Genomic DNA, 20553 nt, shown 5'->3' with positions numbered 1-20553 from the left:
GCAGGCGTCAGGCCGTGGCGTCGGCCGCGTCCCCGCTGCGCACGATCACCAGGAACATGTCCGTGGCGAGGTCCATGACGACCTCGGCGGGCAGGCCCTCGCTGCGCCGCGCCTGCGCGAATTCCTCCGCAGGCCAGGAGCCGCGTGGCCCACCGGCGGGAAAGCGCTCGAGCACCGTTCGCCCGTTCACCCTGCACCTCCATGTAGCGCTGTACTCGTAGAGTTAAACGCCAACCATGGGGTGAACGGCTCGCGAAGTGACGGTTCTGAGACGTACTTGACACGCGTTCACCGCTTAGTGTGACCAACCTCTCAGCCTCTTGGCGCATGTGTTCACTTTCCGCATCAGTCGTCGCACTCGTCGTGATCACGCACGCCCTCACTTCCCGGTCGCTCGGCGTTGAGCGCGTCCCGCGCGGGTGGCGGCTTCCCGGGGTGTTCGCGGGCCCGTCAGGCGTCGTAGCGCTGGACGCGCCGGCCGTGGCCGCGGTCGACGAGGGGGCAGGCGCTCCTCCAGTGCCCCCACCACTCCGGCACATCGATCGTCAGCAGTTCCCGGTCCCGATCGTGACCGCCTCGACGACGCCGTTCCGCACGACGATCGCGGCGTCCTCCGTGGACCCGATCCGCTCTTGATCGTCGTGCACGAGGACGGTACGTGCGCTGATGATGAGCTCGGCGGGACCGTCCGCGGCAGAAGGTGTCACCAAGCCGACGTACGACGGCGTCGTGGGGCGGCATGAGCCGAACCGCACATCCCGTCACGGCTCTGTCGCGGGGCGGGCCCGGCGCGCACTCTGGCCTGACCACCCCGACTGTCGGCTTCTGAAAGGAGCCCGGCATGCTCCTCGGCACCTGGAATCTGGAGAACCTCTACCGGCCCGGCGGCCCGTACGGCCCGCGGGACCAGGCGGCTTACGAGGCGAAGCTCGCCGCGCTCGCCGCCGTGATCACGGAACTCGATCCGGTCCTGCTCGGCGTGCAGGAGGTCGGGGACCCGGAGGCCCTGAAGGATCTGGCCGGGATGCTCGACGACGACTGGCATGTCGCCCTGTCCGAGCACGCGGACAGCCGGGGCATAAGGGTCGGGTTCCTCAGCCGCGCCGCCATGACGGTGGTGGCCGACACGCGGGCGTTCCCGGGAGAGCTGCGTCCCGTGCAGGCGGACGACTCGGGGCTGACGGCGGGGGAGGCGGGGCGGGGCGTCCTGGCGGTCGAGGTCGAGGGCGGGGAAGGGCCGCTGCGGGTGGCCGTCTGCCATCTGAAGTCCAAGCTGCTGTCGTACCCGAACGGCCGCTTCCAGCCTCGCGACGAAGGGGAACGTGCCCGCTACGGTGCCTACGCCCTGTACCGGCGGGCCGCCGAGGCGACGGCCTTGCGCTCGCTCGCCGACCAGCTGCTGGCCGGGGCCGGGCAGGAGCGGGACGTGGCGGTGCTGGGCGACCTGAACGACGAGGTGCAGGCGGCGACCACCCAGATCCTGCTCGGCCCGCCCGGCTCCGAGCTCGGCACACCGGGCTACGACCGGCCCGACCGGGGCGACGCCACACGGCTGTGGGACGTGGCCCCGCTCATCCCGCCCGGGCAGCGCTGGTCCCGGGTGAACTCCGGGCGGCGCGAGCTGATCGACCACGTCCTGCTGAGCCACCGCATGGTGCGCCGGGCGACGGCGGCGGGCACGGGGCTGCCGGGCGAGGGCCCGCCCAGCCTGCCGTCGGTCGGCCCGGACCCGGTGGAGCGGCGGGGCGAGCCCGGATCGGACCACGCTCCCGTGTGGGTGCGGATGCGCGGCTGAGCACCGTTGACGTAGCGGGCGTGCCGGCCGGTGACGTACCGGGCGTGCTAGCCGGCGAGGGGTGTCCGGGGCGGCCGTAGGCCCACGCGTTCCCCTCGTCCGGCGAGTTCGGCGAGGACGGCCGTGAGGCGCTCCCGATGGCGGGACCCGATCCGGCCCGTGTCGTCGAGGTGCACGGCGCAGGCGGTCGTGGTGTCGACGAGGCGTTCGAGGAGGTCGGCGACCTCGTCCGCGCCCTCGGTGTGCCGGGCGAGGGCGGGCAGTTCGTGGGCGGCGCGGGAGATGGCCGACCGGGCCTCGGCCAGGGTGCGGTAGGCCTCGCGGCGCAGGGTCCAGCGGGTGGCGCGGTGGTCGGAGGGAGTGCCGGAGGTCCCGATGCGCGGGGCGTCGGCCTCGTCGAGCACGTGCGTGAGGTAGGCGTACGCGGCCTCGTTCGCCGTCACGAGCCGGGCGCGCACTCCCCCGCCGCGCTGGCCGGGCATCGGCAGGTGCCCGACGATCAGCACGATCGCGCAGGCCAGCAACGTCTCGCCGATCCGGCCGGCGGAGGCCTGGGGCTCGCCGCCGACCATGACGAGCGCGAGGACCAGGACGGTGACGACGACGGTCTGGGCGGCGAAGTGCCGGGTGGCCACGGGTATCAGCGCTCCGCTGAGGGCGACGAGTGCGATGAGCCCTTCGGGGTGGGGCAGGACGGCGGCGAACGCCGCGAAGAGCAACGCCCCGAGGACGGTCCCGGCGGCCCGGTTCAGCACGCGCGAGGCGAGCGGACCGAGGTCGGGCTTGACCAGGAAGACGGCCGTGGCGGGCAGCCAGTACCAGTGCTCGTGCTGCCCGTACCACTGGCCTCTGTGCAGCGCCTGGGCGACCGCCGAGCCGGCGCCGAAGCAGAGGGCGACGCGCAGCCCGTACTCGCGTCCGGCACTGCCGAAGACGGTGCGCAGCCGGTCCCGGACGCTGCGGGACCGGGTGTGCAGATCACCGCCCCGGCCCTGGTCGAACGCCTCGGCGGCGTGCAGGAGGGCGTCGTCCAGGGCGCGCAGGGCGGGCGCCGAACGGGAGGGTGCCGGCAGCGGCCCGGTGTGGGTGTTGCCGCGCACGGCGGCGGCGAGCCGCCGGGGGCCTTCGGAGGCCCGTTCGGCGACGGCCTCCCCGGCCCATGCGAGGGCGGTGGCGGCCTCCGCGAGGGGCAGTGCCGCGGCGTACTGCGCGTGCAGCCGCCGCTCGGCGGAGGAGGAGGCGTGCCTCCGCAGCCGGGGCCCGGCGAGGGCGTCCTGGGCGTGGTCGAGGGCGGCGGTGAGCGCGGCACGGCGGTGGATGGCGTCCGGCCCGCCGACGGCGTCGAGCAGCTCGGCGACGGCCTCGTACACACCGGACACGGCCTGCCGCTCCCCGTCGAACCGGAAGTCACCCGCGAGGGAGCCGGGCGTGGGCAGGGCGAGCCGCAGCACGAGCAGCCACCCCGCGCCGACGAGGAAGGCGAGCGCCCTCTCCCATCCGGGCTCCGGCAGGGGCATTCCGGCCCCGATCGCCGCGCCGACCAGCAACTGCGTTCCGGCGGCGGACGCGACGGGCCCGACGGCGCTCATCCCCCCGGCGACGAGCCCGACCACGGTGAGCACGACGGTGAGGACGACCGCCCCGGTCTCCTGCCCGGTGTACGTCCCGACCACGAGACCGGTCGCACCGGCCAGGGCGGGCGCTCCGATCCGCTCGACCGAGAGGCGCCGGCTCCCGGGCCGGTCGTTGATCCCGGCGAGCATCGCGGCGATGGCGGCGACGACTCCGAGGGAGGTGAGACCGGTCCGCACGGCCACGAGCAGGACGGGCCCGGCGGACAGGGCCCCCCGCGTCACCGCGTTCCAGGGCACCGGCCCCCGCTGGGCACGCAGGGCGTGCGCGAGCCAGGGCGGAAGCTTCGGGGCGATGCGGCGGGACACGGGGCTCCTGTCGTCTCGGCGAGGGCAGGGGTGAGCCTTCGGGCGACGGCGGCCGGGGCGGGGTGTGGCTGTCCACGGTAGGCGGGGTTCCTGGAGGACAGGTTTCCGGAACGTGTCGGACGGCTCGGAACCGGTGTTCTTTATGTACGCAATCAAGCTGTACACAAACAAGAGACCGGCCGCGGCAACCTTTCCGGGCCCGGTGACCACTGGTGAGTCGTGAGCGCGCGTTCTCCCGAACCACGCAAGGACCCGAAGGACTCATCCGTGGCATCCCCATCCCACCGCCGTCCCGTCCGCAAGCGGCGCACCGCCCTCGTCTTCGCGGTCGCCGCGGCAGCCGTGGGCCTCCTCGTCTCCCTCGTGATCGCCCTGCGCCCCGGCGGCGAACCGGACACACTGCGCACCGCGGCCCAGGCCACCACCGGCGCCCGGCAGGCCTCTCCGCCGACGACCCACAAGGCCACACCTGCCCCGAAGCCCTCCCCCGCGCGCAAGGCCTCCAAGGCCCCCAAGGCTCCGAAGCCCGCCGCGACCACTCCTTCGGCGCGGCCCTCGCCCACCGCCACCCGGCCCTCCGCACCGCGTCCGGCGTCCGGGGCGGCACCCCTGGCGGGGAGGATCAAGCCCGGCACCACCTACAACGGCGTCGCCACCCACTACGACGCCAAGGACGGTGACGGCGCCTGCCTCTACGGCCCGAGCCCCGACCTCATGGTCGCGGCGATGAACCACACCGACTACGAGACGTCCCAGGCGTGCGGGGCGTACATCCTGGTCCGCGCGGCGAACGGCGCCTCCGTCACCGTCCGGATCACCAACGAGTGCCCCCTGCCCTGCGCTCCCGGGCAGATCGACCTCAGCAGGGAGGCGTTCGCGAAGCTCGCCGGACTCTCCGCGGGCCGGATACCGATCACCTGGAGCCTGCAGAGTCCCGCCACCGCCCAGACGCTCTCGATCCGCTACAAGACCGGCTCCAGCATCCACTGGTGCGCCATCCAGGCACTGGGCCACCGCAATCCGCTGGCCCGGCTGGAGGTCAGGACCGGCAGCGGCTGGACCCGGCTGACCCGTACCGACTACAACTACTTCCTCTCCCCCAGCGGCACCGGCTGCGGCGGTTCCATCAGGCTCACCGACATCTACGGCGAACAGCTCACCGTCGACGGCATCGCGATCCGCCCGGACGCCGTCCAGCCCACCCGCGTCCAGTTCACCCGGCGGTGACGGCTTCCACGGCCCGGGCGAGGAGGGTCTCCGTGTCGGTGACGGCCCGGGCGAGCGCGGCCGGATCGTCCGTCAGCTCGCCGAGGACCGCGTCCACCTGACGCAACCCGGCCCGCGCGACCAGCCCCTTCTCGTTGGTGACCCACTCCCCGCGCGCGGCCATCACCGCGTGCGCGGTCTGGGTCGTGGCGAGCGCGATCGCGCCCGCGACCTGGGTGACGGCGCTCTTCGGGGCGTGGCCGGCCTTGGCGTAGGCGAGGGTGGCCGCGGCCGTGCCGTGCCAGTGCGCGGGGGCGCTCTCGCGCAGGGCCCGCGGATAGGCGTCCGGGCGGGGCAGTTCGCCGCGCAGCACCCGGTTGACGGCGAGTTCGGCGACGAGCAGGTACGTCGGGATGCCCGCCAGGTGGAACATGAGGGGCTCGACCCGGAAGCGGCCCGCCTCCGCTTCCGCCATCTCGCGTTCGACCACGTCCAGATCTCGGTAGTGGACGTCCACGGAGCGGCCCTCGATCGTCAGCCAGGCGCCCGAGTTGAAGACGCCGCCGCCCCAGGCGCCGAGCTCGAAGACCTCGCCCTCCCAGCCGACCGCTCGCAGGTCGGCCGGGTCGAAGGCGCCCCGGTAGTAGACCGCCAGGTCCCAGTCGCTGTCGGGCCGTTCGGTGCCCTGGGCCCGGGAGCCGCCGAGGGTGACGGCCTCGACGGCGGGCAGGGCGGCCAGGCGGTCGGCGGTGGCGGCGAGGAAGGCGTGGTCCGGGAGGATGGGCACGGCGGCTCCTGGGCAGAGGGGACCTGGACGGAACGGGGCCCGGGCGGGCGGGACTTGGACAGCCGCAGCCGGAACCTGGGGCAGCGTAGGGGGAAGGCCCGGTCGCCGGGTACCGAAATACGGGTGCGTGTACATGCCCCGCCCCGCATGATCGATGGGTCGTCGTGCCGCCGCCCGCAGATCGGAGCCCTCACGTGATCCGCCGCGTCACCGTGCCGAGTCTCTTCCCGCCGCCCACCTACTCCCACGCGTCCGTCGTGGAGGCCGGCACGCGGCTGGCGTTCCTCGCCGGATCCGTACCGCTGGGCCCGGACGGCACGCTCGTGGGACCCGGCGATCCCGTGCGGCAGGCCGAACAGGTCATCGACAACCTGCGCGAGCAACTGATCGCCGTCGGCAGCGACCTGGAGCACGTCGTGGCGACCGACGTGTACGTGGTGAGCGGCGAGCCGGCCGTGCTGTCCGCCGTCTGGAGCGTGGTCGAGGCGTCCGGCCTCAGTACGGGTCCCCACTCGTCGACGCTGATCGGCGTGGCGTGCCTCGGGTACACGGGCCAGCTGGTGGAGATTACGGCGACAGCCGTCGTTCCCGAGTAGGCGAGGACCGCCATGTTGATCGAGCACCGCGGGCGGCGTCCCGTCGTCCCCGAGTCCGCGTACGTCGCCCCGACGGCCGTGCTGTGCGGGGCCGTCGTCCTCGGTGAGCGCAGCCGGGTGCTGCACGGGGCCGTGCTCACCGCCGAGGACGGGGAGGTGCGGGTCGGCTCGGACGTCGTCGTCATGGAGAACGCGCTGGTGCGGGGGCGTGCCCGGCACCCCGCCGTGATCGGTGACGCGGTGCTCGTCGGTCCGCACTCCCATGTCAACGGGGCGACCCTGGAGGACGAGGTCTTCGTGGCCACGGGCGCCTGCGTCTTCCCGGGGGCCGTCGCGGGCGCCGGCTCGGAGCTGCGCATCCACAGTGTGCTGCACGTCAACTCCGTGCTGCCGCCCGGCACGGTCCTGCCCATCGGCTGGATCGCGGCGGGTGCGCCCCGGGCCCGGCTCTTCGCCCCCGGGGAGCACGACGAACTCTGGCAGATCCAGGAGGCGCTGGACTTCCCCGGCACGGTGTACGGCATCCCGCGCGGTACGTCGATGGGCGAGGTGATGGCCCGCCAGGTGGGGTTCTACGGGGCTCATCAGGACGATGTCGTACTGGACGGCCCGGCATGAGCTACTGCCCTCGGGGCCTCCCCCACACCCTCCGTTTCGGCAGCGGCCCGGCGTAGCTCCCCACCCGGCTCGTCGTCAGGCCCAGTGCCACCAGCGACTCCGCCAGTCTGACCGCCGCGGAGACCCCGTCGACGACCGGCAGGCCCAGTTTCCGACCGACGACCCGCTGCAGCCCCGTCATGCCGGCGCAGCCCAGGACGAGCACCTCCGCCCCGGCCGCGCAGGCCCGTTCGGCGGCGGCCAGGAACGCCGTCTCGGTCCGCTCCGCGTCACCGAGGTCGAGCACGTTCAGGCCCGTGCCGACGATCGCCGCGCAGTTGCGCGCCACACCGGCCGTCGCCAGGCTGTCCTCGATCTGGCCGCACGAGCGTTCCAGGGTGGTCACGACGCCGTAGCGGCGGCCAAGCAGGCAGGCGAGGTGCGCCGCGGCCTCGGTGATGTCGACCACCGGTACGTCGACCAGTTCCCGTGCGCCCTCCCTCCCGTGCTCCCCGAATCCGGCCATGACCACGGCGTCGTACGGCGGTCCGTCGTAGGTGCGCAGCGTGTCCAGGACGGCGGCGGCGGACAGGTAGCTGTCGAGCCAGCCCTCGGCGGACGCCGGTCCCCAGGCGGGGGTCAGTCCGGTCACGATGGTGCCCGGGCCTGCCGCGGCCCGGGCACCTCGTACGATCTCCTCGGTCATCTCCTGCGTGGTGTTGCAGTTGGTGACGACGATCCGCACGTCTCTCAGACCTCCGCGGTGGCGCGCTCGGGACGGCACAGGGCCGCGTACAGCCCGGCGGCGAGCGCCGTGCCGATGAACCAGGAGTACGGCGCCACGTCGCTGAAGGTCTTCACCAGCGCGAGCACCGCCGCGACACCGGCCGCGGGCAGGAACGCCCAGAGCGCCTTGGGGTTGAAGCCCTTGCGGTAGTGGTAGCGGGAGCCGGGCGAGGCGTCGAACAGCTCGTCCACGTTCACACGGCCACGCTTGACCCAGTAGTAGTCGACCATGATCACGCCGAACAGCGGTCCGAGGAAGGCGCCGAGGCCGCCGAGGAAGTAGTTCACGACCGTCGGGTTGGAGAAGAGGTTCCAGGGGGTGACGAGCAGCGCCGCGACGGTGCTGATCATGCCGCCGACCTTGAAGGTGATCTTCTGCGGCCACACGTTGGCCAGGTCGTACGCCGGTGAGACGAAGTTGGCGACGATGTTGACGCCCATGGTGGCGATGGCGAAGGTCAGCGCGCCCACCACCAGCACCCAGGTGTTGCCGATCTCGGCGACGAGGTAGGCGGGGTCGGTGATCTCCTTGCCGAAGACCTCGAACGCGCCCGCGGTGACGATGACCGACACGATCACGAAGGCCGTGGAGTTGATGGGCAGGCCCCAGAAGTTGCCGCGCTTGACGGACCTGTAGTCGGGGGCGAAGCGGGAGAAGTCGCAGAAGTTGAGCATCAGGGTGCCGTACGTGGCGAGGACCAGGCCGATCGCGCCGAACCACTGACGCCACTGCTCACCGACCGAGACCGGGTGCGGGGTCGAGGTCAACGAGATCGTCCAGCCGGCCTTGGCGAGGATCCAGACGGCCAGCGCGATCATCACGAGCCAGATCGCCGGGCCGCAGAAGTCCTGGAACTTGCGGACCGACTCCATGCCACGGCTGATGATCGCCGCCTGGACCAGCCACAGGGCGACGAACGAGACCCAGCCGAGCGCGTCCAGGCCGAGGAAGGAGTTGTGCGTCCACGACTCCAGGCCGGGCCAGGCCGCCAGCAGCATCACGTTGACGGCGACGGAGGCGAGGTAGGTCTGGATGCCGTACCACATGATGGCGATCACGGCTCTGATCAGCGCCGGGATGTTGGCGCCCCAGATGCCGAAGGCGATCCGGCTGACCACCGGGAAGGGCACGCCGTGGCGCTGTCCGATCTTCCCCATCCAGTTCATGCCGATGTAGATGATCACGAACCCGACGAGCAGGGACGTGAAGATCTGCCAGACGTTCATGCCCAGGAAGAGCAGCCCGGCGGCGAAGGTGTAGTTGCCGAGGTTGTGGACGTCGGACATCCACATGGCGAAGAGGTCGAAGACCTTCCAGTTGCGCTTCTCGGCCGGCGCGAGGTCTTCGTTGGTGAGGCGGGGATCGGGGACGAACGCGGGGGTGCCGGTGGGCGCGGCACGATCGGCGAGGGACACGGGGGCCTCCAGAGCAAGGGGACGACGGAGGACTGCGCTGCGGGGGGCTGCACGGCGTGTTTGGTATACCAAACTGCGCACATGCTCTCGCCGTCAACAGTTCCGACGGATATCGCTCCTGTTAACGCTCCGTAAAAGACCCCTCGCGTCGGCGAGGATGGGCTGCATGACGAAGATCGAACCCCTGGGAGCGGTGCGCGAACGCGTCACGTCCGAGCTGCGGCAGCAGATCATCGCGGGCAGCCTGCTTCCCGGCGACCGCCTGGTCGAGCGCGAGCTGGCGGAGCGTTTCGGCGTCTCGCGCGTGCCGGTCCGCGAGGCGATCCGGGCTCTGGTGGCCGAGGGCTTCGTCCACTTCGAGACGCCCCGCCGCACGGTAGTACGCCGTCTCACCCCGACCGACGTCAAGGAACTGTTCGAACTGCGAGAGGCCCTGGAGGTCTACGCCGCCGGCCTCGCCGCCTCCCGCGCGACCCCGCAGGACCTGGCCGAGGTACAGGAGCTGATCGACCGTGCGGCGGCCGCCACCGCGGCCGGGGACGCCGAGGCGATCACCGACGTCAACAGCCGGCTGCACGACCGCATCGTGGCGATGGCCGGCAACAGCCTGCTGACCGAGGCCCTGGAACCGGTCGCCGGGCGGCTGCGCTGGATGACCCGGCGCAACGAGGAGTGGCCCCAGCTCCTCGTGGAACACCGCGAGCTCTACGAGGCCATCGCCTCGGGCGACCCGGACCGGGCCCGCGCGCACGCGCTGACGCACGTGCGGACCAACTACCGCTCCACGGTCCGCCACCTGTTCGGCGAGGAGGCGGCTCCCTACCCGCCCGAGGAAGAGGCCGCCCCCTGACCGCCCCCGGTCGGCAGCTCCGCCGCCTGCCCGGCCGTCCGCAGGACGTCGCGCAGCATGGTGGGGGTGAGCCGGCCGGTGAAGGTGTTGCGCTGGCTGACATGGAAGCAGCCGAAGAGTTCCAGGCCGTCGAGCTGGAACCGGGCGCCGTGGGAGAAGGCGGGACGTGGCCGTGGCACGGACCAGCCGGCCTCGGCGAAGGCGGGCAGCGCGGCCTGCCAGCCGAAACCGCCGAGCACCACCACGGCCCGCAGCGTCGGGCGCAGCAGCCGCAGTTCCTGAACGAGCCAGGGACGGCAGGTGTCCCGCTCCTCGGGGGTGGGTTTGTTGGCGGGCGGAGCGCAGTGCACGGGTGAGGTGACGCGCACGCCGTGCAGCTCCAGGCCGTCGTGGGCGTGCACGGCGGTCGGCTGGGAGGCGAGGCCCACGTCGTACAGCGCCTCGTAGAGCACGTCCCCGGAGCGGTCTCCGGTGAACATCCGGCCGGTGCGGTTGCCGCCGTGCGCCGCGGGAGCGAGTCCGACGATCAGCAGCCGGGCGTCCGCCGGCCCGAAACCGGGCACCGGCCGGCCCCAGTACGTCCAGTCCGCGAAGGCGGCCCGCTTGTCCCGGGCCACCTCCTCGCGCCAGGAGACCAGCCGCGGGCAGGCCCGGCAGTCCGCGATGCGCCGGTCGAGGAGGGGAAGACCGCTGGCGTCCATCACTCCACGGTAGGGGCGCCGGGGCCCGTTCCCCTCACCGGGGCAGAACGCTCAGGACATGCCGGCACGCGAGCCCGGGGCGATGGCCGCGCCCGGCGCGGGCTGTGCGCCGACGCGACGCAGCCAGAGCAGCGCCCCGGACAGCAGCAGCGTTCCGGTCAGCAGCCATGGCAGCGGGCCCGGCCGCAACGCCCCGACGACGAGGCCGACGAGCGCGCCGGCCAGCTGCAGGGCGAGCGACTGGACGGACAGGGCGGTGGCCCGGCCCTCACCGCCGACGCGGCGGTGCAGGAGGTCGTTCTGGTTCGGGGACGCGGCGCCGATGCCGAGGTAGAGCAGGCAGAAGCCGACGACCGCCAGGGCCGTGGCCATCGGGTGCACCGAGGTCGCTGTGACGGCGAGCAGCAGCAGGCCGGTCGCCCCGGTGCCGAGACAGACCAGCACGGCCCGCTCGCCACTGCCCGCGACCCGGGCGGTGAACGGCGCGAGGTGGCTGCCGACGCCGTTGCAGACGAACCCCACGCAGGAGAGAGCGGCGTACACCATCGCTCCGGAGCCAGGCGCTCCGGTCAGCTCGACGGTACGGCCCGGGATGAGCAGTTCGATGCCGGCCACCGCGCTGCCGACGGCCGCGGCGGTGAGCACGATCCGGCGTACCAGTGCGTCGCGGCCGCCCAGCCGCAGTCCGCCCAGGACGGTGACCGGGACGCCGCGCAGCACCGAACGCAGGGTGGCCGGCGGCCGCGGCGGCTCCCGCAGGACGGCCAGCACGTAGCAGACGAGGACGACCCTGACGGCAGCTCCCAGCAGCATCGGAACAGACAGGGGCAGCACCGCACCGGATGTCGCCTCGCTCAACCGGGCCCCGAGGTCGGGCCCCAGACCGAGGAGCCAGGGCAGGCCGCCACCGAGCAGCATGCCGACCGCGAGCGCGGCGGAGGTCGCGGAGCCGCCCCTGGCCAGGCCCGTGCGCAGCTCGGCGTCCGGGCCGGAGCACTCCTGGACGGTGTCGACGTACCAGGCCTCGGCGGTGCCGCTGGACAGGGCCCGGGCCGCGCCCATGAGCACCATGCCGGCGGTGAGCACCCACGCGGTGGTGCCGAGGCCGACCAGGAGGCAGGCGACCACGTTGAGCACCCCGGCCAGGGCAAGGACCGGTCGGCGCCCGAGGACATCGGACAGCCCGCCGGTGGGCAGCTCCAGCGCGGCCACGGTGAGCGAGTGGGCGGCGAAGAGCCCCGCGATCGTGGCCAGGGACATGCCGCGCTCGCCGAGCAGCAGGACCATCGAGGCCAGGCCGAGACCCGACGGCAGCCACAGGAGGGCGCAGACGGTGACGTAACGTCGGCGAGCCGTCCGTGCCCCCGGCAGCTCGGTCATGAGGCACCCTGCCGGTCCGTGTCCCCACCGTCGTGCGGGGCGAGTGGCAGCCCGGCGGTGAGGAGCACCACGTGTTCGGCGCGCGGGTCGTCGGCGTCCCGGGCCGTCAGCTCCTCCAGCTTCCGCGCCACGGTGTCCCAGAGCTCCGTGAGCGACTGAGCCGTCAGCCGGGGCATGAGGTCGCTGACCCCGGACGGCTCCACCCATTCCTGGCCGAGGCGCCCGGCCGCCAGGTCCGCCTCGTGCCGGGCGAGGGACCTCTCCAGATGCTCGATCTGCTGCCGCCGCGCGAGGCTGACGAAGGCCCGGCCCGCAGCGGTGGACTCCATCGTGTCGTTGCTCCAGGACGTGAGGGTGTGCAGAGCCCGCCAGCGCCGTTCCCGCCCGTCGCGGTGCTCGGCCTCGGCGATGAACGCGTACTTCGCCAGCACCCGCAGGTGATAGCTGGTCGAAGCCGACGACTCCCCCGTCCGCGCGGCCAGCTCACTCGCCGTGGCGGGCCCGTCCTGTCGCAACAGCCCGAGCAGCCGGATGCGCAGGGGGTGGGTCAGGGCCTTCAGGGCGGCGGTGTCGCGCTCGGGATCGAGGAGGCGCTTGTGCTCGTCGCTGTCCATGGCGGGAGATTAGGCCGCCGGGGCACTTGGCAAAAGAGTTTTTGCAAAATTAGTTCGGCGAAACGAGGTCAAGGAACGGGTCAAGGGGGGAACCATCCCGTCGGGGCGACTCGGAGGACTAAGGTCGAGGACATGGCTTCTCAGGGTGAGGGTGCGCGGCACGACAGGACGGACGGGACGGAAGACCCGGCGCCCGGGTCCCCCACACCCGTCGGCACCTCGGAGAAGGGCGAAGCCCCGCCGTTGGACCCGAAGATCGCCGCGGCGATCAACGCTGCCGAGGCCGCGGGCCCGCAGGCGGGTACGACCGTCCGCGTCGACAGCTGGATCTGGTCCGCACGCCTCGTCAAGAGCCGCTCCATGGGAGCCACCGCCTGCCGGGGCGGCCACGTGCGCGTCAACGGCGAGCGAGTGAAGCCCGCGCACGCCGTCCGCGTGGGTGACGAGGTGCGCCTGCGGCACGAAGGCCGCGAACGGGTCGTCATCGTCATGCGGCTGATCCGCAAGCGGGTCGGCGCCCCCGTGGCCACCCAGTGCTACATCGACAACTCCCCGCCGCCCCCGCCCCGCGAGGCCGTCGCCCCCGCCGGCATCCGCGACCGCGGCGCAGGCCGCCCGACCAAGCGGGACCGCCGCGAAATGGACCGCCTCCGCGGCTCGGCGGGCCCCGGCAGCGTGTCCGGCCCCGGGCCCGTTCCCGGCGGCGGAGCCGGCTCGGGCCGACGCCTGCCCTGAGCAAGCGTCACGTGCAAACCGACACCCGGGGACGGGCCGTGGGCAGGGCGCCGTGGGCCGGCCGAGACGCGGCCGGTCACATCCGACGCCGCAGCAGCAGCAGTAGCCGGAGCAGATCCGCATTGTGCCGCCGCCGCGCCCACGCTATGAGGGTCAGCGGCACGATCAGAATCACCGGCGTCGCCGCGTACTGCCCGTCGAAGACGGCTGTCTGCACGATGAACGCGCCCACCATCAACGCGCCCAGCGCCATCGCCGCCACCGACTGGAGCACCGGGATCAACAGCGCGATCGCCCCGGCCAGTTCGAACACGCCGATGGTGTACATCCCCGCGCTGCCCCAGCCGAGCCGCTCGAACGACTCGGCTGCCGACGCATGTCCGATCAGCTTGGGCAGGGCGCTCGCGATCGCGTAGAAGAGGGCGAGCAGCACCTGCAGAGCACGCAGGGCGATGCGCGCCCGCCGCCCGCGAGCGGTCGCTGACTCGGCGACGACGACGCCGTCCGGGGTGGCGTCGGCCGGAACGGCAGCGGTGATCTCGGACATGAAGGTCTCCTGGTCAGAGCGGTCCGTGGTGGTGTCGGAGAGACAGACCGGCTCTCGCTCCGGAAGTCATCGCCGCCGGGGAATGTGAAGCGGAACGGTCACCGCGTCGCTGCCGGCCCCGTCCCCGTCCCCGTCGGTGCCCAACGGCTGGGCCGTCCTCACCGATTCGCGCAGTTCGACATCGCCGAGCAGCGCCAGGAAAGGTTGCGACCGTGCCGTACCGGCTCAGGCGCCCTGGTTCCACTCCCCCGCGCCGGCTGTCACGCGCTCCCGGTGGCCTCGGCCGTCGGCACCGCCCGTACCCAGGTCCGGTCAGCTGTCAGACAGCGGTCCACCTTCAGACCCGCTTCCCCGAGCGCCTCCTCGAACTGCTCCTCGGTCAGGGGGCGCGCGCGGAACGTCTGGGTCCAGACCGCGTCCGGGAACTCGTACTCCACGCGCACCGAGTTGACTCCGTCGCCGACCGGCTCCGACGAGGTGATCCGCACGGTGAAGCCGCTGGGATCCTCGCGCTCGCGTGGCACGTTCTCGTGGTAGTCCTCGCCCTCCCGCTGGATCAGCACGCAGCCGCCCTCCGCGACATGGCGCACGCAGGTGCGCAGCAAGCCGCGCCGCACCTCCACGTCTCCCGCGTGCACGAGGAACGACGCCAGCAGCACCACGTCGAACGTCTCGTCCAGCGCCAACTCCTCGATCGGGCCGCATATCGTCCGCGCGCCGCGCACGCGCTCCAGCATGGCGGCGGACTCGTCCACCGCCGTGACCGTGAATCCGCGCTCCAGCAGTGCGTGCGTCATGCGTCCCACTCCGCTGCCGAGCTCCAGAATGCCGGCGCCCTCGGGGACCGCGGCCGCGATGACATCCGGTTCGTTGCCGATGGGCAGCCGGGAGTACAGCTCCACCGCGCAGCCGTCCGGGGTGATGGCCCCGGGTCCCGTCCCCTCGTACCCCTCACGCATTTTCATCTCCATGCCCGCACAACGGACCGCGTCCGCACGCCCGTTCCCGTCGGCCTCCGTATTCACCCGACCGAGTGACGAGACGGTGAGGGCGTCCTGGCCGGCTACAGCGGGTTTCCGGCGACAGCCCGACCCCTCCGTGCCCCACGTACCAGTGGCCACCCGCCGTCAGACGATCCCCCACCGCTCGTCCCCCATCCACTCCCCCGATGCCCGACGTGCGCCCCGGCAGACCGGCCACCGGCACCCTTGCCGACCTTGGTGGACCCTCGCCACGAGGAGTACGTTGCAAGCAGGAGTGGTGATCGACGATGCGTACAGGCAGTGAACCGCGGACCGCGCGCAGTGCTCTGCGGGCGCGCTTCTGGCTGAGCCTGTGGGGGCTGGTCTGGGCGCTCTTCGGGACGGCTGCGTTCGCCATCGCCGGGCGGAGCGGGTGGGCGATCGCCTGCGGGGTGCTGCTGCTGATCGTCACGGTCGATCTGGCCGTCGTCCTGCGGCACATCCGCCAGGGCCCGCACTATCAGCCGGGCCCCGACATCCCGCCCTACCGGCCGCCGGACGATCGCCCCTGAGGCGCGCGCACTCGGGACAGGCCGCTCACGCCGCTGGGCGCTCGAGGCGGGCCCCTCACGAGTCGAAGCGCGCCGCCTTCAGGAACTCCGGATTCGGGTCGAGCGCCGCCGCCAGGCGGAAGTGGCGCTTCGCCTGGTCGGGACGCCCTTGGCGCTCATACGTTCGGGCGAGCGCGAAGTGCGCGAACGCGTTGTCCGGCTCCCGCTCCAGAACGATCTGGAACTCCAGCTCCGCCGGCCTCAGCTGCGCCGCCGCGAAGAAGGCACGCGCCCGCAGCAGTCGCGCCGCGGTGTTCTCCGGGTGCGTGGCGATGACGCCGTCGAGCAGCTTCACCGCGCCCCTGGGGTCCCGCGCGGCGAGCAGTTGCTCGGCGGCACGGAAGTCGATGACATGCGTCTCCGGGGTACGTCCGGTCGGACCGCTGGTCTCGGGCACGGCTGAGTCCTTCCCTCACTGCACGGGTTCAACGCCCCCGCGAGGTGCCGCTATTCCGCGGGAGACGGCCCGGGCGTCCGCGACCTGCGCACCAGCTCGGCCCACACGTCCTTCACGCGCTGCTCCAGCCGCTCCAGCGGGACGTCGTTGTCGATGACGATGTCGGCGATCTCGCGGCGCTGCTCGCGCGTCGCCTGGGCGGCCATCCGCGCGCGGGCGTCCTCCTCGGTCATCCCGCGCAGGCGTACGAGCCGGTCGAGCTGGGTCTCGGGGGCCGCGTCCACGACGATCACCACGTCGTACAGCGGCGCCAGGCCGTTCTCCGTGAGGAGCGGGACGTCGTGGAGGACGACCGCGTCCTCGGCGGCGGCCTCCTCCAGCTCGCGGGAGCGGGCGCCCACCAGAGGGTGCACGATCGAGTTCAGAACGGCGAGTTTCTCCGCGTCGGCGAAGACGATGGCGCCCAGGCGGGGCCGGTCCAGGCTGCCGTCGGCGGCGAGGACGTCCTCCCCGAAGGCCTCGACGACCGAGGCGAGCCCCGGCGTCCCCGGGGCGACGACCTCCCGCGCGATGCGGTCCGCGTCGATCAGCACGGCCCCGCACGCGACGAGCAGCCGTGACACCTCGCTCTTGCCGGCGCCGATCCCGCCGGTCAGGCCCACCTTCAGCATGCCCCGCAGCTTAGGCCCTGCCACGGACAGGGCTGTCGCCCGGGCCGGACCGCCCCGGGATCAGTTGTCGCCTTCTCGTTCCGCCAGGAACTTCTCGAACTCCTGGCCGATCTCGTCCGCCGACGGGATGTCCACCGGCTCGGCGAGCATGTTGCCCCGCGTCTCGGCGCCTGCGACGGCGTCGTACTGGTGCTCAAGACCCTCGATGAGCGCGGTGAGGTCCTCGTCGCCCTCGCGGATCTGCCGGTCGATCTCCGTCTGGGTGCGGTGGGCGCCCGAGCGCAGGGCGTGGGCGATGCCGGGCAGGACCAGTCCGGTCGCCGCCGTGATGGCCTCCAGGACCGTCAGGGCCGCGTCCGGGTACGGGGAGCGGGCGATGTAGTGCGGGACGTGCGCGGCGACGCCCAGGACGTCGTGCCCGGCCTGGAGCAGGCGGTACTCGATGAGGGACTCGGCGCTGCCGGGCACCTGTGCCTCCTCGAAGGGGCTGGGGTGGCCCGGGACGAGGTCGCTGCGGTTGCCGTGCGGGGTGAGGCCGACGGGCCGGGTGTGCGGGACGCCCATGGGGATGCCGTGGAAGTTCACGGAGAGGCGGACACCGAGCCGCTCCACGATCTGCTTCACTGCGGCGGCGAAGCGCTCCCACTCCACGTCCGGCTCGGGGCCGGACAGCAGCAGGAAGGGCGCACCGGTGGCGTCCTGTACGAGCCGCACCTCGAGAGCGGGGTCCTCGTAGTCGCTCCAGCGGTCACGCTTGAACGTCAGAAGCGGGCGGCGGGCACGGTAGTCGACGAGCCGGTCGTGATCGAAGCGGGCGACGACCTGATGGGGCAGGGAGTCGAGCACCCGGTCGACGATCTGGTCGCCCGTCTCCCCCGCGTCGATGTATCCGTCGAAGTGGTAGAGCATGACAAGTCCGGCCGACTCCTGGGCCAGCGCCATGTCGACGACGGCCAGCCCCTTCGGCTCCCAGGCGTACAGATCCTGCGGATCAAGCACAGTGACCACTCCTCCTCGTGTTCATACTCCACAACGCCGTTGCCGGCGCGGGCATTCCCGCAGGAGGAGATTCATGATCTTGGCAGCGGGAGCAACGCCCCGTCAGGGGCGCGGGGAACTGCGCGAGAAGACCCCACCGGCCGGCAGCCGAACGACGGGCCGCAAAGCCCGAGCACACCGAAGGGCCGCACCTCGAAAGGTACGGCCCCTCAGCTATCGGCTATGCCTCAGCGGCGAGCGTTCAGCTCTGCCCACCGGCCAGCTTCTCGCGAAGCGCGGCCAGCGCCTCGTCCGAGGCCAGCGCACCGGAGTTGTCCGGGCCCTCGGAGGAGTACGAACCGCCACCACCGGACGCGGCCGGAGCGGCAGCCTCGCCACCCTCGGCAGCGGCCTTCTCGTCCGCCTCGCGGGACTTGATGACCTGCGCCTGGTGCTGCTCGAAGCGGGTCTGCGCCTCGGCGTACTGGGTCTCCCACGCCTCGCGCTGGGTCTCGTAGCCCTCGAGCCAGTCGTTGGTCTCGGGGTCGAAGCCCTCGGGGTAGATGTAGTTGCCCTGGTCGTCGTAGGACGCGGCCATGCCGTACAGGGTCGGGTCGAACTCGACCGCGGCCGGGTCGGCACCGAAGGACTCGTTGGCCTGCTTCAGCGAGAGGCTGATGCGACGGCGCTCGAGGTCGATGTCGATGACCTTGACGAAGATCTCGTCGTTGACCTGGACGACCTGCTCCGGGATCTCCACGTGGCGCTCGGCCAGCTCGGAGATGTGGACCAGACCCTCGATGCCCTCGTCCACGCGGACGAACGCACCGAACGGAACCAGCTTCGTGACCTTGCCGGGCACGACCTGGCCGATCTGGTGGGTGCGGGCGAACTGCTGCCACGGGTCTTCCTGGGTCGCCTTCAGCGACAGGGAGACACGCTCGCGGTCCATGTCGACGTCGAGGACCTCGACGGTGACTTCCTGGCCGACCTCGACAACCTCGGAGGGGTGGTCGATGTGCTTCCAGGAGAGCTCGGAGACGTGGACCAGACCGTCGACGCCGCCCAGGTCCACGAAGGCACCGAAGTTGACGATCGAGGAGACGACGCCGGAACGGACCTGACCCTTCTGGAGGGTGGTGAGGAACGTCTGGCGGACCTCGGACTGGGTCTGCTCCAGCCAGGCACGGCGGGACAGGACCACGTTGTTGCGGTTCTTGTCCAGCTCGATGATCTTGGCCTCGAGCTCCTTGCCCACGTAGGGCTGGAGGTCGCGGACGCGGCGCATCTCGACCAGGGAGGCCGGGAGGAAGCCACGGAGGCCGATGTCGAGGATGAGACCACCCTTGACGACCTCGATGACGGTACCGGTGACGATCCCGTCCTCTTCCTTGATCTTCTCGATGGTGCCCCAGGCACGCTCGTACTGGGCGCGCTTCTTCGAGAGGATCAGGCGGCCTTCCTTGTCCTCCTTCTGGAGGACCAGGGCCTCGATCTCGTCACCGACGGCGACGACCTCGTTGGGGTCGACGTCGTGCTTGATCGAGAGCTCGCGGCTCGGGATAACGCCTTCGGTCTTGTAACCGATGTCGAGCAGGACCTCGTCCCGGTCGACCTTCACGATGACGCCGTCGACGATGTCGCCGTCGTTGAAGTACTTGATCGTCTCGTCGATCGCGGCGAGGAAGGCTTCCTCGTTACCGATGTCGTTGACCGCTACCTGCGGGGTGGTGGCGGTGGTCTCGGTGCTGCTCGTCATGTGGGAAAGGGCTCCGGTACGGACATTGAAGTCGTAGGTACTGCTACGCCGGGAGCCCGTTTCGCTCTGCAGAAGCCGGACAGCCAAGGAAGCGCCACTCAAAAACGGTGGCGCCTCGACAACCGAGGGGACATACATACAGATGCGAGCGCAGCCTGCTACGTCTGAGGTGCGCAGGCCCGCAGCGCAACTTGTAGCATACGGGGGCAGCCGGGCAGGGTCAATGCGCGAAGCCGCCCACGCGGGGCGAACGCCGCATATCCGGCACAAGTCGTGTCGCCCGAGGCCACGCGCGGCGCGCGACGCCCCCTTTGCGACACCGCCCGGACCGGCCGGACAGCAGAGGCCGCACACTAGTACGAGGGAGCCGATCATCCAAGAGTCCGAAGCGTCCGAACCCGAGGCCACCCGGCGCGATGCCGATGTCACGGAAAGCTCCCGGGCCAATCGTGGCTGGTGGGACCGCAACGCGGACGAGTACCAGATCGAGCACGGCACCTTCCTCGGCGACGACCGCTTCGTGTGGGGGCCCGAGGGGCTGGACGAGGTGGAGGCCGAACTGCTCGGCCCGCCGGAGGAGCTGAAGGGCCGGGACGTTCTGGAGATCGGCGCCGGCGCGGCCCAGTGCTCGCGCTGGCTGACCGCCCAGGGAGCGCGCCCGGTCGCCCTGGACATCTCGCACCGGCAGCTCCAGCACGCTCTGCGCATCGGCGTCTCCTTCCCTCTGGTGTGCGCCGACGCGGGCGCGCTCCCCTTCGCCGACGCCTCGTTCGACCTGGCCTGCTCGGCGTACGGGGCGCTGCCCTTCGTCGCCGACCCGCGTCAGGTCCTGCGCGAGGTGCGCCGGGTGCTGCGGCCCGGGGGACGTCTGGTCTTCTCGGTGACGCACCCGATCCGCTGGGCCTTCCCGGACGAGCCGGGGCCCGAGGGACTGTCGGTGTCGGGCTCGTACTTCGACCGCACGCCGTACGTCGAGCAGGACGAGGAGGGCCGGGCGGTCTACGTCGAGCACCACCGCACCCTCGGCGACCGCGTCCGGGACGTCGTCGCGTCGGGCTTCCGCCTGGTCGACCTGGTGGAGCCGGAGTGGCCCGCCTGGAACACCTCGGAGTGGGGCGGCTGGTCACCGCTGCGCGGGAACCTGATCCCCGGCACGGCGATCTTCGTCTGCGAGCGGGACTGAACAAGGACCGAGGCACGCGCGCGTGGGACCTCTTCCCCGGGC

Annotated in this window: 22 protein-coding genes and 1 pseudogene; 8 read left to right on the top strand and 15 right to left on the bottom strand. The window is 72.0% G+C overall.

Going from position 1 to position 20553, the window contains the following annotated elements:
- Window positions 1-7: 7 nt before the first annotated feature.
- On the bottom strand, window positions 8-190 hold the full coding sequence (locus ABTX60_RS02835) for a DUF8839 family protein (protein ID WP_053671240.1): 183 nt from the start codon (window positions 188-190) through the stop codon (window positions 8-10).
- A gap of 376 nt (window positions 191-566) precedes the next feature.
- A pseudogene (locus ABTX60_RS02830) lies at window positions 567-707 on the bottom strand (amidohydrolase); the annotation flags it as partial.
- A 134-nt stretch (window positions 708-841) separates the two neighbouring features.
- Here ABTX60_RS02830 and ABTX60_RS02825 point away from each other — a divergent pair.
- Entirely contained in the window at window positions 842-1795 is a 954-nt protein-coding gene (locus ABTX60_RS02825; protein WP_352095294.1) for an endonuclease/exonuclease/phosphatase family protein, read from the top strand.
- 47 nt (window positions 1796-1842) lie between these two features.
- Here the strand turns inward: ABTX60_RS02825 and ABTX60_RS02820 are convergent, their stop codons facing one another.
- The gene (locus tag ABTX60_RS02820) at window positions 1843-3735 is read right to left on the bottom strand and encodes an FUSC family protein (RefSeq protein ID WP_352095293.1); all 1893 of its coding nucleotides are present in this window, start codon (window positions 3733-3735) and stop codon (window positions 1843-1845) included.
- A gap of 267 nt (window positions 3736-4002) precedes the next feature.
- Between ABTX60_RS02820 and ABTX60_RS02815 the strand changes: the two genes are divergently transcribed.
- Window positions 4003-4962: an expansin EXLX1 family cellulose-binding protein gene (locus ABTX60_RS02815; RefSeq protein WP_352095292.1), complete on the top strand. Its 960-nt coding sequence runs from the start codon at window positions 4003-4005 to the stop codon at window positions 4960-4962.
- Here the strand turns inward: ABTX60_RS02815 and ABTX60_RS02810 are convergent.
- Window positions 4949-5728 (bottom strand): nucleotidyltransferase domain-containing protein, encoded by a 780-nt coding sequence (locus ABTX60_RS02810; protein ID WP_352095291.1) that lies wholly within the window; start codon window positions 5726-5728, stop codon window positions 4949-4951. The genes ABTX60_RS02815 and ABTX60_RS02810 overlap by 14 nt on opposite strands.
- A gap of 194 nt (window positions 5729-5922) precedes the next feature.
- Between ABTX60_RS02810 and ABTX60_RS02805 the strand changes: the two genes are divergently transcribed.
- On the top strand, window positions 5923-6324 hold the full coding sequence (locus ABTX60_RS02805) for a RidA family protein (protein WP_352095290.1): 402 nt from the start codon (window positions 5923-5925) through the stop codon (window positions 6322-6324).
- A 12-nt stretch (window positions 6325-6336) separates the two neighbouring features.
- A complete protein-coding gene (locus ABTX60_RS02800; protein ID WP_352095289.1) occupies window positions 6337-6942 on the top strand; it encodes a gamma carbonic anhydrase family protein in 606 nt (201 codons plus the stop codon).
- 1 nt (window position 6943) lies between these two features.
- On the opposite strand, the gene ABTX60_RS02795 is transcribed toward ABTX60_RS02800, so the two are convergent.
- Window positions 6944-7666, bottom strand: a complete 723-nt coding sequence (locus ABTX60_RS02795; RefSeq protein WP_352095288.1) for an aspartate/glutamate racemase family protein — start codon at window positions 7664-7666, stop codon at window positions 6944-6946.
- A gap of 5 nt (window positions 7667-7671) precedes the next feature.
- A complete protein-coding gene (locus ABTX60_RS02790; RefSeq protein WP_352095287.1) occupies window positions 7672-9123 on the bottom strand; it encodes an NCS1 family nucleobase:cation symporter-1 in 1452 nt (483 codons plus the stop codon).
- A gap of 166 nt (window positions 9124-9289) precedes the next feature.
- Here ABTX60_RS02790 and ABTX60_RS02785 point away from each other — a divergent pair, with 166 nt between their 5' ends.
- Window positions 9290-9973, top strand: coding sequence for a GntR family transcriptional regulator (locus ABTX60_RS02785; RefSeq protein ID WP_352095286.1), 684 nt, complete (start codon window positions 9290-9292; stop codon window positions 9971-9973).
- Here ABTX60_RS02785 and ABTX60_RS02780 read toward each other — a convergent pair.
- Genes ABTX60_RS02780 through ABTX60_RS02770 form a run of 3 tightly spaced genes read right to left on the bottom strand, consistent with a single transcriptional unit; the run spans window position 9943 to window position 12668 of the window.
- Window positions 9943-10674, bottom strand: coding sequence for a uracil-DNA glycosylase (locus ABTX60_RS02780; RefSeq protein ID WP_352095285.1), 732 nt, complete (start codon window positions 10672-10674; stop codon window positions 9943-9945). The genes ABTX60_RS02785 and ABTX60_RS02780 overlap by 31 nt on opposite strands.
- Before the next feature lie 51 nt (window positions 10675-10725).
- A complete protein-coding gene (locus tag ABTX60_RS02775) occupies window positions 10726-12054 on the bottom strand; it encodes an MFS transporter (RefSeq protein ID WP_352095284.1) in 1329 nt (442 codons plus the stop codon).
- The gene (locus ABTX60_RS02770) at window positions 12051-12668 is read right to left on the bottom strand and encodes an ArsR/SmtB family transcription factor (protein ID WP_352095283.1); all 618 of its coding nucleotides are present in this window, start codon (window positions 12666-12668) and stop codon (window positions 12051-12053) included. The genes ABTX60_RS02775 and ABTX60_RS02770 overlap by 4 nt, the downstream gene beginning before the upstream one ends.
- A 132-nt stretch (window positions 12669-12800) precedes the next feature.
- Here ABTX60_RS02770 and ABTX60_RS02765 point away from each other — a divergent pair, with 132 nt between their 5' ends.
- Window positions 12801-13403, top strand: a complete 603-nt coding sequence (locus tag ABTX60_RS02765) for an RNA-binding S4 domain-containing protein (protein WP_352095282.1) — start codon at window positions 12801-12803, stop codon at window positions 13401-13403.
- Window positions 13404-13479: 76 nt separating this feature from the next.
- Here the strand turns inward: ABTX60_RS02765 and ABTX60_RS02760 are convergent, their stop codons facing one another.
- The gene (locus ABTX60_RS02760; protein WP_352095281.1) at window positions 13480-13950 is read right to left on the bottom strand and encodes a DoxX family protein; all 471 of its coding nucleotides are present in this window, start codon (window positions 13948-13950) and stop codon (window positions 13480-13482) included.
- A gap of 260 nt (window positions 13951-14210) precedes the next feature.
- Window positions 14211-14909, bottom strand: a complete 699-nt coding sequence (locus tag ABTX60_RS02755) for a class I SAM-dependent methyltransferase (RefSeq protein WP_352095280.1) — start codon at window positions 14907-14909, stop codon at window positions 14211-14213.
- A 311-nt stretch (window positions 14910-15220) separates the two neighbouring features.
- Between ABTX60_RS02755 and ABTX60_RS02750 the strand changes: the two genes are divergently transcribed.
- Window positions 15221-15484, top strand: a complete 264-nt coding sequence (locus ABTX60_RS02750; RefSeq protein ID WP_352095279.1) for a DUF6343 family protein — start codon at window positions 15221-15223, stop codon at window positions 15482-15484.
- A gap of 55 nt (window positions 15485-15539) precedes the next feature.
- On the opposite strand, the gene ABTX60_RS02745 is transcribed toward ABTX60_RS02750, so the two are convergent.
- From ABTX60_RS02745 to rpsA, 4 genes are all read right to left on the bottom strand, one after another.
- Entirely contained in the window at window positions 15540-15920 is a 381-nt protein-coding gene (locus ABTX60_RS02745; protein ID WP_104779441.1) for a tetratricopeptide repeat protein, read from the bottom strand.
- 50 nt (window positions 15921-15970) lie between these two features.
- A complete protein-coding gene (coaE, locus tag ABTX60_RS02740; protein WP_352095278.1) occupies window positions 15971-16591 on the bottom strand; it encodes a dephospho-CoA kinase in 621 nt (206 codons plus the stop codon).
- Between the two features lie 60 nt (window positions 16592-16651).
- Entirely contained in the window at window positions 16652-17590 is a 939-nt protein-coding gene (locus ABTX60_RS02735; RefSeq protein ID WP_352095277.1) for a PAC2 family protein, read from the bottom strand.
- A gap of 241 nt (window positions 17591-17831) precedes the next feature.
- Complete coding sequence (rpsA, locus tag ABTX60_RS02730) at window positions 17832-19328, bottom strand: 30S ribosomal protein S1 (RefSeq protein ID WP_352095276.1); 1497 nt, start codon at window positions 19326-19328, stop codon at window positions 17832-17834.
- Window positions 19329-19551: 223 nt separating this feature from the next.
- On the opposite strand from rpsA, the gene ABTX60_RS02725 reads away from it, so the two are divergent.
- Window positions 19552-20511, top strand: coding sequence for a class I SAM-dependent methyltransferase (locus ABTX60_RS02725; protein WP_352095275.1), 960 nt, complete (start codon window positions 19552-19554; stop codon window positions 20509-20511).
- The last annotated feature ends 42 nt before the right edge of the window (window positions 20512-20553 follow it).

This window comes from Streptomyces sp. NPDC126510, from assembly GCF_040302345.1.
GTDB lineage: Bacteria > Actinomycetota > Actinomycetes > Streptomycetales > Streptomycetaceae > Streptomyces.
This window is presented reverse-complemented; position numbering and strand designations above follow the sequence as displayed.

Bases quoted from the DNA above. Each gene is read 5' to 3' on its own strand.
- ABTX60_RS02825 (WP_352095294.1), top strand. From the start codon at position 842: ATGCTCCTCGGCACCTGGAATCTGGAGAACCTCTACCGGCCCGGCGGC.
- ABTX60_RS02800 (WP_352095289.1), top strand. From the start codon at position 6,337: ATGTTGATCGAGCACCGCGGGCGGCGTCCCGTCGTCCCCGAGTCCGCG.
- ABTX60_RS02785 (WP_352095286.1), top strand. From the start codon at position 9,290: ATGACGAAGATCGAACCCCTGGGAGCGGTGCGCGAACGCGTCACGTCC.
- ABTX60_RS02780 (WP_352095285.1), bottom strand. From the start codon at position 10,674: ATGGACGCCAGCGGTCTTCCCCTCCTCGACCGGCGCATCGCGGACTGC.
- ABTX60_RS02775 (WP_352095284.1), bottom strand. From the start codon at position 12,054: ATGACCGAGCTGCCGGGGGCACGGACGGCTCGCCGACGTTACGTCACC.
- ABTX60_RS02770 (WP_352095283.1), bottom strand. From the start codon at position 12,668: ATGGACAGCGACGAGCACAAGCGCCTCCTCGATCCCGAGCGCGACACC.
- ABTX60_RS02765 (WP_352095282.1), top strand. From the start codon at position 12,801: ATGGCTTCTCAGGGTGAGGGTGCGCGGCACGACAGGACGGACGGGACG.
- ABTX60_RS02760 (WP_352095281.1), bottom strand. From the start codon at position 13,950: ATGTCCGAGATCACCGCTGCCGTTCCGGCCGACGCCACCCCGGACGGC.
- ABTX60_RS02755 (WP_352095280.1), bottom strand. From the start codon at position 14,909: ATGCGTGAGGGGTACGAGGGGACGGGACCCGGGGCCATCACCCCGGAC.
- ABTX60_RS02750 (WP_352095279.1), top strand. From the start codon at position 15,221: ATGCGTACAGGCAGTGAACCGCGGACCGCGCGCAGTGCTCTGCGGGCG.
- coaE (WP_352095278.1), bottom strand. From the start codon at position 16,591: ATGCTGAAGGTGGGCCTGACCGGCGGGATCGGCGCCGGCAAGAGCGAG.
- rpsA (WP_352095276.1), bottom strand. From the start codon at position 19,328: ATGACGAGCAGCACCGAGACCACCGCCACCACCCCGCAGGTAGCGGTC.
- ABTX60_RS02725 (WP_352095275.1), top strand. From the start codon at position 19,552: ATGCGCGAAGCCGCCCACGCGGGGCGAACGCCGCATATCCGGCACAAG.